Genomic DNA, 16,170 nt, shown 5'->3' with positions numbered 1-16,170 from the left:
CTTGTCCGCGATCAGCCGCGCGTGTTGCGAAAGCGGGTGAGGCCTTCCTCCAGATCGGCGATCAGGTCGTCGGGATGCTCGAGCCCTATATGCAGCCGCACCGCCGGGCCGGCCGCTTCCCACCGCGTCGCGGTGCGGATCGAGGCTGGCTCGATCGGCAGCGCCAGGCTCTCGAACCCGCCCCAGCTGTAGCCGATACCGAAATGCTTGCACCCGTCGATCAGTGCGGCCCGGGCCGCAGCGTCACCGCCGTCCAGCACGAAGCTGAACAGACCGGACGATCCCTTGAAACCGCGCGCCCACAGATCGTGACCCGGGCAGGACGGCAGCGCCGGGTGCAGCACCCGCGCAACCTCGGGGCGGCTTTCGAGCCAGCGCGCCACCTTGAGCGCGCCGTCCTCGTGCGCTTTCATGCGGATGGCGAGCGTGCGCAGCCCGCGCAGCGCCAGATAGGCGTCATCCGGCGAAACGTGCTGGCCGAACAGCTGCGTGGTCCGGCGCAGCTTGGCATAATGCTCAGCCGTGGTGGTGACCGATCCCAGCATCGCATCCGAATGTCCGACGACATATTTCGTGCAGGCGAGAATGGTGAGATCCACCCCCCTTTCGATCGCCGGGAACAGCAGAGGCGTCGCCCAGGTGTTGTCGAGCAGGGTGACGATGCCGCGCGCCTTCGCGACCGAGGCGATCGCCTGCACGTCCTGCACCTCGAAGGTGAGACTTCCGGGGCTTTCGAGGAAAATCGCCGCCGTCCTCTCGCCGATCAGATCGGCGATCCCGGCACCGATCATCGGATCGTAGAAGCGCGTGGTGATGCCCATCTGCCCCAGCACCGTGCGACAGAAGACGCGGGTCGGCTCGTAGGTCGAGTCCACCATCAGCAGATCGTCACCGGCTTTCAGCACCGAGAGCAACGCCACCGAGATCGCTGCGACGCCAGACGGGTAGAGCATCGTCCCCTCCGCGCCGGGCTCCAGATCGGTGAGCGCCTCCGCCAGCGCCCACTGGGTCGGCGTGCCGCGCCGGCCGTAATGCCATTCGCCGTCGGCGTTGCGCCCCGTGCCCGTTTTCAGCGATGCGCAGTCCTCGAACAGGATGGTGGAGGCGCGATGAACCGGCGGGTTGACGATCGGCCCGGTCCATTCGGGACGGCGGCCGCCCTCGACTACCTTGGTTTCGTCGCGTTCGCTCACGAGACGGCCTTCGGCGTCGAGGAATCGGCGCCATATTCGCTCCACGAACCATCGTAGAGCGCCATATCCGTGCGGCCGAGCGTGTGCGCGGCGAAGAACAGGCCCGCAGCGGTGACCCCCGATCCACAGGTGAAGACCAAAGGCCGCGCCGGATCGACGCCGGCCTGCTCGAACAATTCTGCCAGCGCCTCGCCCTTCTTCCAGCGGCCCTCGGCATCGAACAGCCGGCTGTAGGGCAGGTTGATCGATCCGGGGATGTGGCCGGGCGCGATGCCGGGACGCGGATCGGCCTCGGCACCCGAGAAACGCGGGGCGCCCCGCGCATCGACCAGTTGTTCAATGGGGGTATCGACAAGTGCACGCACTGCCGCAAGATCGCGGATGAGCGCATCGTCACGCGCGGTGAAGCCGGTGCGCTGCTCGGGCAGCGGATCGAGCCGCCCGGCCCCTTTTTCCAGCGGCTGACCAGCCTTCCGCCATGCCTGCGCGCCGCCGTCGAGGATCGCCAGCCGGTCGGCCCCGAACAGGCGCAGCACCCACCATGCCCGCGCCGCCGTGCGGTGCGGCGAATCGTCGTAGAGGATGATGCGATCGTCGCGCCGCACGCCCAATGCCGCCATCCGGGCGCGGAACTGGATGAGGTTGGGCGCCATCGTCGGGCGCGGATCATCGGTATCGGCGAGCGTCCTCAGATCGAGGAAGCGCGCGCCGGGGATGTGCCCCGCTTGATATTCCGCCGCCGCGTCGCGCTCGGGCTCGAACGGCAAATAGGTCGCGTCGAGCACAACGATGCCGGGATCGTCGAGCCGCCGCGAGAGCCATTCGACCGTGACGAGATCGTCCATGCGCTTACTCCTTTGCGGTGGAGATAGCATGCCGCCCGCCATTGCGAAGGGGGGCCGCGCACCTTAGGTGGCGGCCATGAGCATCACCCATCTCGGCCAGCCCAGCCAGCTTCCGGCCAGCCCCGAAGAGGCCATCCTCGATTACGTGCCCAATCCGCGCCCCGGCCGCCCGTATCTGGTGCGCTTCGCCGTGCCCGAATTTACCTCGCTCTGCCCCGTGACGGGCCAGCCCGATTTCGCGCATCTCGTGATCGACTATGCGCCCTGCGAGACGATCGTGGAATCGAAGTCGCTCAAGCTGTTCCTGGGCTCCTTCCGCAACCATGCGGCCTTCCACGAGGATTGCACGGTCGGCATCGGCGAGCGGCTGTTCGCCGAGATGAAGCCGCTGTGGCTGCGCATCGGCGGCTATTGGTATCCGCGCGGCGGCATCCCGATCGACGTCTTCTGGTCCTCGGGCGAGCCGCCCGCCGGTCTGTGGCTGCCCGATCAGGGCGTGCCGGGCTATCGCGGGCGGGGGTGACCTCTTTTGACCCGTGGTGGTGCCTCTACAACATCATACCACAGGGTCTGCTGAAGAACCTCATCCCAAGCGGCGGCGCTCGGTGTGATCAACTCGAAATGACCGGCGTCCGAAATTACGGCATTGTCTTCATTGTCCCCCGCTTCCCTTGCTTGCCGAGAAAAGCGGGCCGCGTAAGCCGGCGGTGCAATCGGGTCCTCTGAACCGCTGACAGACGCAAACGGTATCCCCAATGGTAGCAGGGAGGCCGGTGAGGTGTCGGCAAAAACATCCCGCCGATCAGCGGTAGGGTGGCCGACCAGCTGGTTCACCGTATCTTCGCCGCAGGCTTCCACGGCCTCGGTGCGCGCTTTTGCCAAATCCGGCAGGCCGCCCAAGCTCACGACCCTGACCAAAGGCAGCGGATGCGCCGTCCAAAGCACGCTCGTCTTTGCGATCTTAGGCCGTGCCGCCAGCCACAATGCGAGATGCCCGCCCGCCGAATGACCCACCGCCACCACGCGCTTCACGTCCAGCCCCATCTTCGGCCCCTCGCGGCCCAGCATGTCGGCAGCCGCCGCGACATCCTGGAAGGTGCCGGGATAGCCGCCGCCCGGCACGTCCACCCCGCGATATTCGATGTTCCACACCGCGATGCCGCGCTTCATCAGGTCGGCGGCGAGCGCGTGCATGATGTCAGCCTTGGCGACCGCCGTCTGCCAGCAGCCGCCGTGGATCATCAGCACGACCGGGAACGGCCCGTTGCCCTCGGGCTTCCACAGCTCGACATGCTGGAGCGGGTCGGGCCCGTAGGCGAGGTTCGGTCCCGGTGAGGGCGGCTGCACCACCCGCTGCTGGAACTCCGCATAGGTCATCGGTGCGGCCATCGCCGGAGTTCCCATCGCAAGCAGCGCCAGCGCGACCGCGAGCCGCTTCACAGCAGCTTGATCTCGCGTAGCCGCTGCATGAGATATTCGTGTGCGGTGATCGGCTCCGGATAGCGATCGGGATGCGCAGCATCGACGCAACCCGGCAGCGTCTCGATCAGATAGTCCGGCCGGAAGTGCAGGAAGAAGGGCATCGAATATCGCGGGTGACCACGCCGTTCCGAAACCGGATTCGCGACCCGATGCGTGGTCGAGCGCAGACGATCGTTGGTCAGGCGCTGAAGCATGTCGCCGACGTTGACGGCCAGCTCACCCTCCCTGGGCGTCACGGACAACCATTTGCCGTCGCGATCGAGGATCTCCAGTCCCGCTTCCTCGGCGCCCAGCAGCAGGGTGATGGTGTTGATGTCCTCGTGCGCGCCGGCGCGGATCGAGGGGCCGCCACCCTGCACGGGCGGATAGTGGAGCAGGCGCAGGACGGAGTTACCTTCCGATACCGTGTCCTCGAAGAAATCCGGAGCGAGGCCGAGATGGCGGGCGATCGCCTCGAGCAGTCGCAGCCCAGTCGCCTCGAAAGCAGCGAACAATTCGAGCATCACGGCGCGGAAATCGGCCAGTTCCTGCGGCCAGATGTTCGGCGGCATCCGGTCCGCGTAGCGATGACCCTGCGGCAGCTCGCGGCCGACGTGCCAGAATTCCTTGAGGTCGACCGCCTTGGCATCCTTCGCGGTTTCGACGCCGAAGGCGGTATAGCCGCGCTGACCACCGCCGCCGGTCGGTCGATAGCCGAGCTTCGCCTCCACGGGCAGCGCGAACAGAGCCTTGGATGCGGCCTCGGCGCGGGCGATCAGCTCGCTCGAAATGCCGTGGTTCGAGACAACGGCGAAGCCGTAGCGCTCGAAACTGTGGCCGAGCGCCTGGGCGAAAGCCTCACGATCCTGCGCGAAATCGGCAAGCGACACGGAAGCTACGTCCGCCACGGGGGCGGGTCTGTCCAATACGGTATCCATGGATACCCGATAAGCCCCCGCGACCCCGAGGGGAAGCGTCAGCGCGCAGTGGCGCGGCGGGGTGCCGCGGAATTCACCGCAATTCGCAGGTTCGGTGCCGACGCGATGACGGCACGGCAGCGGCCCCTGCCCTTCGCATCGTAGAGCGCGGCATCCGCGGCCGACATCAGCCGTGCGAGATCGTGGCCGTGATCGGGCATGCGTGCAATGCCGATGCTGGTGCCGATCGTCACCGATACGCCGTTGTCGAGATCGTAGGGCCGGTTGGCGATGGCGGCGATCACCCGCTCGGCGCGGCCCAGCGTGCCGCCGCGATCCGCCTCGGGAACAAGGAGGACGAACTCGTCGCCGCCGATCCGAGCCGCCGTGCCGCCCGTCGGAGCCAGGGCCTGCAGCCGCGCTGCGACCATGCGCAGCAGCGCGTCGCCAGCCGCATGGCCGTGACGGTCGTTCACCGCCTTGAAGCCGTCGAGATCCAGATAGAAGAAGGCAAGCGGCCCGCGACGATCCTCGCGATGCTGCCACCCGGTGATGGCGCGCTCCAGACCGGCGCGGTTCGCAAGGCCTGTCAGCTGGTCGTGGTTGGCGCGGCGATCATTCTCGCGCTCGGCGGCGATGGTGCGGACGAGCATGCGGTGCAGGCTGCGGATCGCGACCCACAGGCTGAACAGATAGACCGGCACCTGCGGCACCAGTATCCACAATTCCCAACGGCCGGACATCGCCGCGCCGATCGCAGCGGGCCCGAAGCTGACGACCACCATCGCCGTGCACAGGCGCGGCGCGGTGAAGTTGCGGAAGGCGATGCCGCCCGCCATTGCAGCGGCCGAAATGGTGGTGATGCCGGCGATCAGCCAGTCGCGGCTGAGCAAGCCGACGAAGCTGCCATAGCCGACACCGAGCGCCCACATCAATGCCAGGATCACATAGGCGTCGGTATGTGTGCGCAGGCCGAGCGGCGCGTTGCGGCGGGCGTGCCACAGCACATAGAGTCGCACCGCGCCGAGGATCGTCTCGTAGGCGGCCCACAGCAGGAACGGCGCGCTCGGGTGCCGGAAGGAGGCGACCGCCGAGACGGCGATGGTGTTGAACACCCCGCCGAAGAAGATGACGAGCGTGCCGAACAGCCCGGCCAGCAGCATCGGGCGCACCTCGGCGGGCACGTCGGCGCCCGGCTCGACCAGCCATCGGCCGAGGCGTGTGCGCGGTGCGCTGTAAGTGGCCGCCTGATAGATCACGCCGTCTCCCCTCGACATCGGTCGAAGTTAGAGGCGGCGGGTTAACGCGCGGCAAAAATCGGGTGGGGTTTTGCGTCCCTCTCCCGTTCGCCCTGAGGAGGGACTGAGCGGAGCGTGAGCGAAGTCGAAGGCCCGTCTCGAAGGGTGTTGCGCGTCGCATGTGCTTCGAGACGCCGCTTCGACTTCGCTCAGCGGCTCCCCAGCACGAACGGATGGCGGGAACTACCGCATCAGCGAGCCCAGCACGCCGCGCACCAGCGATCCGACCAGCCCGCCGCCCGACGAAGAGGAGCGTCGGCTGCCACCTCCGAATATCTCGCGGCCGACTTCGTTGGCCACCTGCCGCCCGATCGAGGAGGAGGCCGCGCGCGTCGCCGAGGTGATCGCCTTGTCCCAGATCGAGGGCGCCGCCGCCTTGCCTGGCGCAGTGGGCGCGACCTGGGCTTGCGCCTGCGCGGCGGCGGTCGAGGCCTGCGCCTTGGCCGCAAGCTTCTCGTAGGCGCTCTCGCGGTTGACCGCCGTATCGTACTTGCCGCCGACCGGCGAGAACGAGCGCAGGGTGGCGCGCTCCTGCGGCGTGATCGGGCCGACGCGGCTCCGCGGCGGCTTGATGAGTGTACGCTCGACCGGCTGGGGCGAACCGTCGGGCTGGAGCAGCGACACCAGCGCTTCGCCCACCTTCAGCTCGATGATCGCCTTCTCGACGTCGACGCCGGGATTGGCGCGGAAGGTGTCGGCGGCCGCCTTCACCGCCTTCTGGTCCTTGGGGGTGAAGGCGCGGATCGCGTGCTGCACGCGGTTGCCGAGCTGGCCCGCCACCGTGTCCGGAACGTCGATCGGGTTCTGGGTGATGAAATAGACGCCGACGCCCTTGGAGCGGATCAACCGCACAACCTGCTCGACCTTGGTCAGCAAGGATGGCGGGGCGTTGTCGAACAGCAGGTGCGCCTCGTCGAAGAAGAAGACGAGCTTGGGCTTGTCCGGATCGCCGACCTCGGGGAGCGCCTCGAACAGCTCGGACAGCATCCAGAGCAGGAAGGTGGCGTAGAGCTTGGGGCTCGCCATCAATTTGTCGGCGGCGAGGATCGAGATCTGGCCCCGCCCCTTGTCGTCGGTCAGCATGAAATCGTGGATGTCGAGCGCGGGCTCGCCGAAGAAATGGTCGCCGCCCTGGCTGCGCAGCTGGAGCAAAGCACGCTGGATCGCGCCGACCGAAGCCTTGGAAACGTTGCCGTAGGTGGTGGCGAGCTCGTCCGCCCGCGCGCTGATCTCGCCCAGCATCGCGCCGAGATCGTCGAGGTCGAGCAGCAGCAGCCCCTCCTTGTCGGCAAGTGTGAAGGCGACGGTCAGTACGCCCTCCTGCACGTCGTTGAGATCGAGCAACTGCGAGAGCAGCAGCGGCCCCATCTCGGAGACGGTGGTGCGGATCGGGTGACCCTGCTCTCCGAACAGATCCCAGAAGATCGCGGGATTGTCCGAATAGGACCAGTCGCCCTCGCCGATCTGCTTCGCGCGCTCGGCGAAGGTGGCGTGCATCGGCGAGGTCGGCGATCCGGCCATGGCGATGCCGGAGAGATCGCCTTTCACGTCGGCGAGGAATACCGGCACGCCGAGCCGCGAGAAATCCTCGGCGATGCCCTGCAGCGTGACGGTCTTGCCGGTGCCGGTCGCGCCCGCGATCAGGCCGTGGCGGTTGGCGCGCTTGAGCACGAGGCTCTGCTTCTGCCCGTCCGCGCTCGCGCCGATGAAGATGCCGTCGTCCGCCATATGTGCCCGCTCCCGAGGTTGCAGCGGACCTTATAGCCCTCTCCCGCCTTTGCGGGAGAGGGCTTCATTCAGCTCACTTCTTCTGCAGCTTCACGCCGATATAGACGGCCTGCTGGGTGCCACGCTGGACCTGGAGCAGCACGGTGTCGCGGCCGGCCTTCTGCGCATCCGCGATCACCTGCGCGGCGGCGGCGACGGTGAGGACCGGCTGCTGGTTGATCGACAGGATCACGTCGCCGCGCTTCAGCCCGTTAGAGCCCGCGTCGCTCGACGAATCGACCGAAGCGATCACCACGCCGCGGATGCTCGCCGAGAGGCCGAGCTGCTGCGCGATGCGCGGGGTCAGCGCCTGCAGGCCGAGGCCGAGCGCCGAGGACGCCGCCTTGCTCTGCTGGGCGGCGGCACCACTGTCCGGCGTGCCGTCATTGTCGCTGTCGTTGCCGTTGCCGAGCTGGCCGGCCAGCTGGTCTTCCGGCGGGCGCTCGCCGACGATCGCCGTGACGGTGATCTTCTGGCCGCGGCGGTAGAGCTCGACCGGTACCTTGGAGCCGATCGGCAGGTTGGCGACAATGTAGGACAGGCTGTTGTCCGGCGTGACGTCCTGGTTGTTGACGCGCACGATCACGTCGCCCGACTGGATGCCGGCCTTGGCGGCGGCATAGCCCGGCTCGACGCGGCCGACGATCTCGCCGTGATTCTTCGGTAGGCCGAGCGCCGAGGCCATCTCGTCGTCGATCTGCTGGATCGAGACGCCGAGATAGCCGCGCTTCACGCGCCCGCCCTTCATCAGGATGTCGACGACGGGCTTCGCCTCCTCCGCCGGAATGGCGAAGCCGATGCCGACATTGCCGCCCGACGGCGAATAGATCGCCGAGTTGATGCCGACGACGTTGCCCGCCATGTCGAACATCGGGCCGCCGGAATTGCCCGAATTGATCGCGGCGTCGGTCTGGATGTAGCGGTCGTACGGACCCGAGCCGATCGAGCGGTGGATCGCCGAGACGATGCCGGCGGTGACGGTGCCGCCGAGCGCGAAGGGGTTGCCGATCGCGATCACCCAGTCGCCGACGCGGGTCTTGGTGGAATCGCCGAACTGCACGAAGGGCAACGGCTTGGGCGCGTCGATCTTGAGGACGGCGAGGTCCGCTGCCTGGTCGCGCCCGACCACCTTCGCCTTGTATTCGGTGCGGTCCGGCAGGGTGACAGTCACACTCTCGAGCGTCGCGCCCTTGCTCTGCGGCGAGTTGGGATCGCCGGCGATGACGTGGTTGTTGGTGACGACATAGCCGTCCGCAGAGATGATGAAGCCCGATCCCAGCGACATCGCCTCGCGAGTCTGCGGCTTGCCGTTGCTGGAGCCGCTGTTGCCGCCACCATTGTCGTCGTCGTCACCGCCGCCGCCGTTGAACTGGCGGAAGAGGTCGTCGAACGGCGTGCCCGCGAACGGGTTCTGCTGCTGCTGCACCTTGATCCGCTGCGTGGTCGAGATGTTGACCACCGCAGGCGAGAGGCGCGCGGTCAAATCCGCGAAGCTGGCGGGGCCGCCGAGCGGGCCGTGCGATTGCGAGCCCGCATTCTGGGCGACCTGCGCACTGCTCGGCTGCTGCATGGTGAAGGTGGCGGCACCGCCGCCGGCAAGCAGCGCGGCAGTAATGGCATAAGCGTAACGCACGTTGGATGGCCTCCCCACGGGACTGTGGCTCAGAAAAGAATAGTCGACGCGCCGAAACGGGCGCAGCCAAGGCTGCGGGCGCCCGCCTGAACGCGGTTTGAACGGCCGGCGATGCTCACTGTTTCCCGCCGGTGCGGAACTGGCGGAAATATTCGCTGTTCGGCGACAGGATCATCTGCGTCGATCCGTCCGCCAGTGTCTTCTGATAGGACTGCATGGCCCGGTAAAAATCGTAGAAATCCGGATCCTGGCCGAAGGCATCGGCATACATCTTGGCAGCCTGCGCCTCGCCGTCCGCGCGAATATGCGCGATCTCGGCCTGACCGTCGGCACGGATCGCGTCCGCCTGCTGCTCGCGATCGGTGCGCATCCGGCCGATCGCATTGTCGAGCGCCGCGCCCTCCGGGAGAATGGTGCGAGCCAGCCGCACCTCGCTCACCCGCACGCCGAATCGCCGGGTCGCCTGATCCAGCCGGTCGCGCACCATGCGCATCGCGGGAATCCGCTCGGGCACAAGCAGCTGGGACACGGGAAGCGCACCAAGCGCGGAACGCAGCGCCGTGCCCAGCACCGGCTTCACCGTATCGCCGAAGACCCGCGCGTCGCCGTGGGTGGCGGTGTAGAAGAGCGCAGGATCGACGACGCGATAGCGCGCATAGGCATCCGCCGCGATCGATCCGCCGTCGGCCGTCTGGATCGGCTGCCCGTCCAGTTCCAGCATCTGCACGCGCTTGTCGACGAAGAACACCTGATCGAGCAGCGGCAGGCGCGCGATCAGCCCGGCGCCGGTCTGGCCGAAGCGCTCGTCGGCGCGATAGAGGTTCACCACTGCGCGCGGCACGCCCATGCGGACGATCACCGCCTGCTGCGTCTCGCCCACTGTGGTGAAGACGCTGGCGGCGGCCAGCACCAGCAGGATCAGCAGGATCGCCCAGCCGATCGGGCTGCGGAGCAGGCGTGCGACCGTCATTGCCCCACTCCCTGCTGCGGCTGGGGCTGTTTCCTGGGCGCCACCGGCTGCACCTGCACCGTGGCGTTGGGCGCGTCGACGATCACCTTGCTGCTCTTTGACAGGATCGCTTCCATCGTGTCGTAATACATGCGCGAACGGATCACCTGCGGGGACGCCTTGTAGGCATCGTAGACCTCGTCGAAGATCTCGGTCTGCGCCCGCGCATCGGCGATCTTCTTGGAGGCCTCGTTCCGGGCCTTGTCGGCATTGGCGGCGGCATCCGATCGCGCATCGGCGATCGCCTTGACGGCGCCGTCGAGCTGATCGGGCAGCGCCGCCTGGCGGATGGTGACGCCCTGCACCAGCACGCCGGCATGATAGCGATCGAGCAGATCCTGCGTCCGCGCGGTGACGCGCGCGGCGAGGTCCGCCTGGCCGACGCCGGTCACCTGATCCAGCGTGATCGCCGCCACCGCCTCGCGCATAGCCGCCTGTGCGGCGTTGCGGATCAGGTCCTCCGGCGCGCCCGGCAGATTGAAGAGATAGAGATCCGGGTCGCGCACCGACCAGTTCACCGTATAGGTCAGGTTCACGAGATCCTGGCCGCGGGTGAGCAGCAGATTGGCGCCGCCCGAGGCGGGCACGTCGAAGCTGCGTCGCTCCTCGACATTGATGGGCGTGACGACGTCCACGGGCGCCGGGAAGGTGACGCCGAGGCCGGGCTTGAGGATGCCGGCGTAGCGGCCGAAACGGGTGATGACACCGCGATCGTCAGGCCCGATACGGTGCAGGCTGGTCGAGATCAGCCACAGCGCGACAAAGGCGACCAGCGCATAGCCCCAGATCGGCCGGCCGCCGCCAGGCAGGCCGGCGAAGCGATCACGCCCGCGGCGGATCAATTCTTCCAGCGATGGCTGGCCGCCCTCGGTCTTCGGTCCTCGCGGCTTGCGGCGCGGCGGCTGGAGCCATGGATTGCGCGGCTCGCCCTTGCGACCGCCGGGCGTCTTGTCCTCGCCCGGACCCCACGGGCCTTCCTCGTTCAGCACGGTCAGCGCATCGCGCTCTCGTTCGGTCATCGAGCCATTATAGGGGCGAACCTGCGGAAAAATAGTGCCATGCGCACGCCGGGCGCCTAAGCGCGGCGCCGACATGACCGACTCCTTCCCTCTCGCCGCCGCGCTCTTCGCTTTGCCCGAAGCCCGCCGCATCGCCCCGCCGCGCCTTTCGGACGGCGTCGCGAGCGTGATCCTCGACGTGACCGGCCTCGGCGCGCCCGCACGCGAGGCGCTCGAGGCCGAGGTGCGCGGGCGTCTGATCGCCGTCGCCGGGGTGCGCGAGGTGCGTATCGTCCAGACCGCCGAGAAGACCGAGCGACAGCTGATCGCGGTGGGATCGGGCAAGGGCGGTGTCGGCAAGTCGACACTGTCCGCCAACCTCGCCATCGCGCTCAAGCGGCTCGGTCATCGCACAGGGCTGGTCGATGCCGACATATACGGCCCCTCGCAGCCGCGCCTGATGGCGGCCGAGGGCGAAAGGCCGATGGCGCACGACAAGCAGCTGCTACCGATCATGACCCGTTTCGGCGTGCCGATGCTGTCGATGGGCCAGCTCGTCGCGCCGGAAAAGGCGCTGGCGTGGCGCGGGCCGATGGCGTCGGGCGCGCTCGGCCAGCTGGTCGATGCGCGGTGGGAGCATGTCGATACTTTGGTGGTGGACCTGCCGCCCGGCACCGGCGACGTTCAGCTCTCGATGATCCAGAAGCACCGGCCGGCGGGCGCCGTGGTCGTCTCTACCCCGCAGGATTTGGCCCTGATCGACGCTTTGCGCGCGATCGACCTGTTCAACACCGCCGGCATCCCGATCCTCGGCCTCGTCGAGAACATGGCGGGCTATGTCTGTCCGCATTGCGGCGAGGTCTCGGACCCGTTCGGCAACGGCGGCGCGGAGGCGGAGGCGGCACGGCTGGGCATTCCCTTCCTCGGCCGCGTGCCGCTCGATATCGCCATCCGCCGTGCGTCCGACGCAGGCGAGCCGCCGGCGGCCGGAGAAGAGAAAGCGGCGCGCCCCTTCCTCGACATAGCGGAGAAAGTGGCGGCCGGATTGAACGCGACGCGCCGCTGACCATTTATCCTCGCACAACGAGGAGACCCGTCATGCCCCTCACGTCCGACGCCGACATCGCCCGACTGCTCCGCGAGACGCGCACCGTCGCGTTGGTCGGCATATCCGACAGGCCCAGCCGCCCGAGTTACGGCGTTATGCAGACGTTGCAGACCCACGGCTATCGCGTGTTCCCGGTCAATCCGCAGATTACGGGCGAGCATGTCCATGGCGAATATGTCTGGCGCGAACTGGCGCAGATCGGCGAGCCGATCGACATGGTCGACATCTTCCGCAATTCGGCGGCGGCCGGCGCGGCGGTCGACCAGGCGATCGCGGTGGGCGCGAAGGCGGTGTGGATGCAACTTGGCGTGGTCAACGAGGCCGCCGCCGCCCGCGCCGAGGCCGCGGGGCTCAAGGTGGTGATGGACCGCTGTCCGGCGATCGAGATCCCCCGTCTCGGCATCGAACGGATCGAACCGGCGGCGACCTGAGAATATCGGCCTTGGCCGCGCACGCTTTCATCTGATAGCGCTGGCATCCATGGCCGTTCCCGCCCCGACCCCCGCCGCCACCGCCGCCCGCGAGATCCTGACGCGGCTGCACGACGTGATGGCGGGGCGCACGAACGCGCAGGCCAAGCTCAACAATGTCGTGAAGATCATCGCCGAGGCGACCGCCAGCGAGGTTTGCTCGATCTACCTGCTGCGTGACGGCGTGCTGGAGCTGTTCGCGACGCAAGGCCTCCACCAGGACGCCGTTCACGTCACCAAGCTGGCCTTGGGCGAAGGGCTGGTCGGCACGATCGCCAAACATGTCGAGACGCTCAATCTCGACGAGGCGACCAGCCACCCGGAGTTCGCCTACAAGCCGGAGACGGGCGAAGAACTGTATCACAGCTTCGCCGGCGTGCCGATCGTGCGACGCGAGCGGGCAGTGGGCGTGCTCTGCGTCCAGCACGAGGCCAGCCGCCGCTACGACGATGTCGAGATCGAGGCGCTGCAGACCGTCGCGATGGTGCTCGCCGAGCTGATCGCCGCCGCCGGTCTGATCGACGAGAGCAGCGGTGGCGGCGCGGGCGCGCGAGATAATGGCCCCGCGCAGCTCACCGGCCTCAAGCTGGTCGACGGCATGGCGCGCGGCCACGCCGTCTTCCACCAGCCCCGCGTGATCGTCGAGCATACCGTCGCCGAGGATGTCGAGGTCGAGCGCCAGCGCGTCTATTCCGCCTTCCGCCAGATGCGCGAATCCATCGAGCGGATGACCAGCCAGGCCGAGTTCGGCATGGCCGGCGAGCATCAGGAGGTGCTCGAGACCTACAAGATGTTCGCCTATGACGAGGGCTGGAGCCGCCGGATCAACGAGGCGATCAGCTCCGGCCTGACGGCGGAAGCGGCGATCGAACGGGTGCAGCAGCGCCAGCGGATGCGGATGCGCGAGATTTCCGATCCGCTGCTCGCCGACCGGATGCACGATCTGGAGGATCTCTCCAACCGGCTGCTGCGCATCGTCTCGGGCCAGCTCGGCACCGCGGCGCAGATGGGGCTGCGGCAGGATTCGATCCTGATCGCGCGCAACCTCGGCCCCGCCGAACTGCTCGAATATGATCGCCGCCGCCTGAAGGGCGTGGTGCTGGAGGAAGGCTCGCTCACGGCGCACGTCACCATTGTCGCGCGCGCGATGGGCGTGCCCGTGATGGGGCGCACCAAGGATGTACGCCACATGGTCGCGGAAGGCGACCTGCTGCTGCTGGACACCAGCCAGCAACGTGTCGTGGTTAGGCCTACCGCCACGATGGAAGAGGCGTTCGAGGCCAAGCTCTCGGTCACGCAAAGGCGCCGCGCCGAATTCGCCGCGCTACGAGACCAGCCGGCGCTGTCCAAGGATGGCGTGCGGGTGCAACTGATGATGAATGCCGGCCTGCGCGACGACGTGGCCGCACTCGAGACGACCGGTGCCGACGGCATCGGGCTGTTCCGCACCGAGTTCCAGTTCCTCGTCTCCGCGACGCTTCCGCAGCGCGAGCGCCAGCAGCGGCTCTACAAGGATGTGATGGACGCGGCCGGCGACCGCCCGGTGATCTTCCGCACCGTCGACATCGGCGGCGACAAGGCCTTGCCCTACATGAAGGGGCCGGAGGACGAGGCGGGCGGCGAGGAAAATCCGGCGATGGGCTGGCGCGCGCTGCGCCTCGCGCTGGAACGCGACGCGCTGATGAAGGCGCAGGCCCGCGCGCTGCTGGAAGCATCGGCCGGTCGCACGCTCCACGTCATGTTTCCGATGGTGTCGGAGCCGTGGGAATATGAGGCGGCGCGCGATCTCGTCGAGCAGCAGCGCAAGTGGCTGGCGGATCGCGGCAAGCTTGGGCCGGGCGCGGTGCGCTACGGCGCGATGCTGGAGGTGCCGGCGCTCGCCGAGATGCTCGACCAGCTGCTACCGCGCCTCGATTTCCTGTCGATCGGCACCAACGACCTGACCCAGTTCCTGTTCGCGGCCGATCGCGGCAATCCCAAGCTGGCCGATCGCTACGACTGGCTCTCGCCCGCGATCCTGCGCTTCCTCGCGCGGGTGTCGCGGACATGCCGCGAGGCAGGCGTGCCGGTCGGCGTGTGCGGCGAGATGGGCGGCCGGCCGCTGGAGGCGATGGCGCTGCTCGGGCTCGGCATCGACCGGCTGTCGATCACGCCTGCGGCGATCGGGCCGGTGAAGGCGATGATCCGCTCGCTCGATATCGGCGCGCTGCGCGATGTCATCCCGACGCTGCTTGACGAGGCGCCGCGCGACCTGCGCCAGCGGATCGAGGCCTGGGCGATCGGAAACGGCGTCGCCCTCGACTGAGCGATGACGATTCGGGCCATCCGTGCCGTTCGCACGATCGATCGCAGGATTGTCATCGTCGCCGTGCAGGCATTTGACATTGGGCCGAGCCTGTTGCGTAACATCGTTCAGGTTTGATCTGCGTTGCTTTCGGGGCTGTGGCCCAGCGGGGAGACATGATGGACGAAGCGGGCGAGCGGGCGGCGGAGGCCCCGGCGGCGGACGTGCCGACGACGGTGGGCGGGCGGCTGCGCGCGGCGCGTGAAGCGCGCGGCCAGACGCTCGACGACATCGCCCGGCAGACGCGTGTTCCCGTGCGCCACCTCGTCCAGATCGAGGAGGGCCGGCTCGAAGGCCTTCCGGCCGCTCCCTACAGTGCGGGCTTCGTCAAATCCTACGCGCGCGCGGTCGACCTCGATCCGATGGAAGCGAGCCAACAGTTCCGCGCCGAGTTCGCCGCGGCCGCGCAGGCTTCTCCGCGCATTGCCTACGAGCCCTATGAACCTGCCGATCCCGTGCGCCTGCCGCCGCGCCTGCTCGCCTTCGTGGCGCTGGCGATCGCGATCCTGCTGGTGGCGGGCTACGGCATCTGGCGCAGCGGCATCCTGACCGGCGAGGGCGCCGACCAGCGTGCGCAGCTTGCCGCCGGCGGTGAACCGATCGGCACGAGCGGTTCGCCCGCCTCACCGCCACCCGGTCGGCAGGCCGCACCCAAGCCGGCGGCACCGATCGGTGGTGCGGTCCGCCTGACCGCGACGCAGGACACATGGTTCGAGGTGACCGACAAGGCCTCCGGCACGCGCCTCTACACCGGCGTGCTCAAGCAGGGCCAGAATTGGGACGTGCCGCCGACCGCCGGCGATCCCGTGATCAGGACCGGCCGCCCCGAAGGCCTGGCCGTCACCGTCGGCGGCCAGCCGGTCGCGCCGCTCGGCGAACCGGCGCATACCATATCGAACGTCAGCCTCAAGGCGGCCCCGCTGACCGCACGCCCGGCCCCGGCCCAGCCCGTCGCCATGCCGCCCGCGATGGCGAGCGCGCCAAAGCCAACACCGCGCAGGCCGGTCGCCGCACCGCCGCCGGCCGCGACGGATACCAGCGTACCAGCCGCGTTCCGTGCTACCACCGAGCCTACCAACGCCGCCAATACGACAACGACCACGCCGCAACCCTGACGCTTCATCGTG

At 68.2% G+C, this 16,170-nt stretch carries 14 protein-coding genes; 5 read left to right on the top strand and 9 right to left on the bottom strand.

Translation table 11 applies throughout. The features are described from left to right. Positions 1-11: 11 nt before the first annotated feature. Together metC and HZF05_RS01575 are read right to left on the bottom strand one after the other, a co-directional pair. The gene (metC, locus tag HZF05_RS01580) at positions 12-1,193 is read right to left on the bottom strand and encodes a cystathionine beta-lyase (RefSeq protein WP_160364868.1); all 1,182 of its coding nucleotides are present in this window, start codon (positions 1,191-1,193) and stop codon (positions 12-14) included. After that, positions 1,190-2,038 carry a sulfurtransferase gene (locus HZF05_RS01575; RefSeq protein ID WP_160364867.1) on the bottom strand — a complete coding sequence of 283 codons (849 nt, stop codon included), beginning with the start codon at positions 2,036-2,038 and terminating at the stop codon, positions 1,190-1,192. The genes metC and HZF05_RS01575 overlap by 4 nt, the downstream gene beginning before the upstream one ends. A gap of 76 nt (positions 2,039-2,114) precedes the next feature. Between HZF05_RS01575 and queF the strand changes: the two genes are divergently transcribed. After that, positions 2,115-2,561 carry a preQ(1) synthase gene (queF, locus tag HZF05_RS01570; protein ID WP_160364866.1) on the top strand — a complete coding sequence of 149 codons (447 nt, stop codon included), beginning with the start codon at positions 2,115-2,117 and terminating at the stop codon, positions 2,559-2,561. Here queF and HZF05_RS01565 read toward each other — a convergent pair. The 7 genes from HZF05_RS01565 to hflK form a co-directional block, all read right to left on the bottom strand. Then, complete coding sequence (locus HZF05_RS01565; RefSeq protein WP_343046806.1) at positions 2,543-3,478, bottom strand: alpha/beta hydrolase family protein; 936 nt, start codon at positions 3,476-3,478, stop codon at positions 2,543-2,545. The genes queF and HZF05_RS01565 overlap by 19 nt on opposite strands. Then, positions 3,475-4,437: an isopenicillin N synthase family dioxygenase gene (locus HZF05_RS01560; protein WP_160364865.1), complete on the bottom strand. Its 963-nt coding sequence runs from the start codon at positions 4,435-4,437 to the stop codon at positions 3,475-3,477. The genes HZF05_RS01565 and HZF05_RS01560 overlap by 4 nt, the downstream gene beginning before the upstream one ends. Positions 4,438-4,475: 38 nt before the next feature. Next, a complete protein-coding gene (locus HZF05_RS22245; RefSeq protein ID WP_220129649.1) occupies positions 4,476-5,675 on the bottom strand; it encodes a diguanylate cyclase domain-containing protein in 1,200 nt (399 codons plus the stop codon). Between the two features lie 222 nt (positions 5,676-5,897). Then, on the bottom strand, positions 5,898-7,442 hold the full coding sequence (locus HZF05_RS01550; RefSeq protein WP_160364863.1) for a helicase HerA-like domain-containing protein: 1,545 nt from the start codon (positions 7,440-7,442) through the stop codon (positions 5,898-5,900). A 73-nt stretch (positions 7,443-7,515) separates the two neighbouring features. Next, a complete protein-coding gene (locus HZF05_RS01545; RefSeq protein WP_160364862.1) occupies positions 7,516-9,114 on the bottom strand; it encodes a Do family serine endopeptidase in 1,599 nt (532 codons plus the stop codon). A 115-nt stretch (positions 9,115-9,229) separates the two neighbouring features. Next, entirely contained in the window at positions 9,230-10,084 is an 855-nt protein-coding gene (gene hflC / locus HZF05_RS01540; protein ID WP_160364861.1) for a protease modulator HflC, read from the bottom strand. Next, positions 10,081-11,217, bottom strand: coding sequence for a protease modulator HflK (gene hflK / locus HZF05_RS01535; protein WP_160364860.1), 1,137 nt, complete (start codon positions 11,215-11,217; stop codon positions 10,081-10,083). The genes hflC and hflK overlap by 4 nt, the downstream gene beginning before the upstream one ends. On the opposite strand from hflK, the gene HZF05_RS01530 reads away from it, so the two are divergent. From HZF05_RS01530 to HZF05_RS01515, 4 genes are all read left to right on the top strand, one after another. Then, complete coding sequence (locus tag HZF05_RS01530; protein ID WP_160364859.1) at positions 11,216-12,187, top strand: Mrp/NBP35 family ATP-binding protein; 972 nt, start codon at positions 11,216-11,218, stop codon at positions 12,185-12,187. The two genes, hflK and HZF05_RS01530, sit on opposite strands and share 2 nt — an antisense overlap. A gap of 32 nt (positions 12,188-12,219) precedes the next feature. Beyond that, positions 12,220-12,660 carry a CoA-binding protein gene (locus HZF05_RS01525; protein ID WP_160364858.1) on the top strand — a complete coding sequence of 147 codons (441 nt, stop codon included), beginning with the start codon at positions 12,220-12,222 and terminating at the stop codon, positions 12,658-12,660. A gap of 49 nt (positions 12,661-12,709) precedes the next feature. Further along, positions 12,710-15,004, top strand: a complete 2,295-nt coding sequence (gene ptsP / locus HZF05_RS01520; protein WP_160364857.1) for a phosphoenolpyruvate--protein phosphotransferase — start codon at positions 12,710-12,712, stop codon at positions 15,002-15,004. Positions 15,005-15,162: 158 nt separating this feature from the next. Then, on the top strand, positions 15,163-16,158 hold the full coding sequence (locus tag HZF05_RS01515) for a helix-turn-helix domain-containing protein (RefSeq protein ID WP_160364856.1): 996 nt from the start codon (positions 15,163-15,165) through the stop codon (positions 16,156-16,158). The last annotated feature ends 12 nt before the right edge of the window (positions 16,159-16,170 follow it).

This window comes from Sphingomonas chungangi (genome assembly GCF_013778325.1).
Taxonomy (GTDB): domain Bacteria; phylum Pseudomonadota; class Alphaproteobacteria; order Sphingomonadales; family Sphingomonadaceae; genus Solisphingomonas; species Solisphingomonas chungangi.
Note: the sequence above shows the minus strand (reverse complement) of the source record. Positions and strands in the feature narration are given on the sequence as shown.

Coding starts and splice junctions, on each gene's coding strand:
- HZF05_RS01575 (WP_160364867.1), bottom strand. CDS start 2,038: ATGGACGATCTCGTCACGGTCGAATGGCTCTCGCGGCGGCTCGACGAT.
- queF (WP_160364866.1), top strand. CDS start 2,115: ATGAGCATCACCCATCTCGGCCAGCCCAGCCAGCTTCCGGCCAGCCCC.
- HZF05_RS01560 (WP_160364865.1), bottom strand. CDS start 4,437: ATGGATACCGTATTGGACAGACCCGCCCCCGTGGCGGACGTAGCTTCC.
- HZF05_RS01550 (WP_160364863.1), bottom strand. CDS start 7,442: ATGGCGGACGACGGCATCTTCATCGGCGCGAGCGCGGACGGGCAGAAG.
- hflC (WP_160364861.1), bottom strand. CDS start 10,084: ATGACGGTCGCACGCCTGCTCCGCAGCCCGATCGGCTGGGCGATCCTG.
- HZF05_RS01530 (WP_160364859.1), top strand. CDS start 11,216: ATGACCGACTCCTTCCCTCTCGCCGCCGCGCTCTTCGCTTTGCCCGAA.
- hflK (WP_160364860.1), bottom strand. CDS start 11,217: ATGTCGGCGCCGCGCTTAGGCGCCCGGCGTGCGCATGGCACTATTTTT.
- HZF05_RS01525 (WP_160364858.1), top strand. CDS start 12,220: ATGCCCCTCACGTCCGACGCCGACATCGCCCGACTGCTCCGCGAGACG.
- ptsP (WP_160364857.1), top strand. CDS start 12,710: ATGGCCGTTCCCGCCCCGACCCCCGCCGCCACCGCCGCCCGCGAGATC.
- HZF05_RS01515 (WP_160364856.1), top strand. CDS start 15,163: ATGGACGAAGCGGGCGAGCGGGCGGCGGAGGCCCCGGCGGCGGACGTG.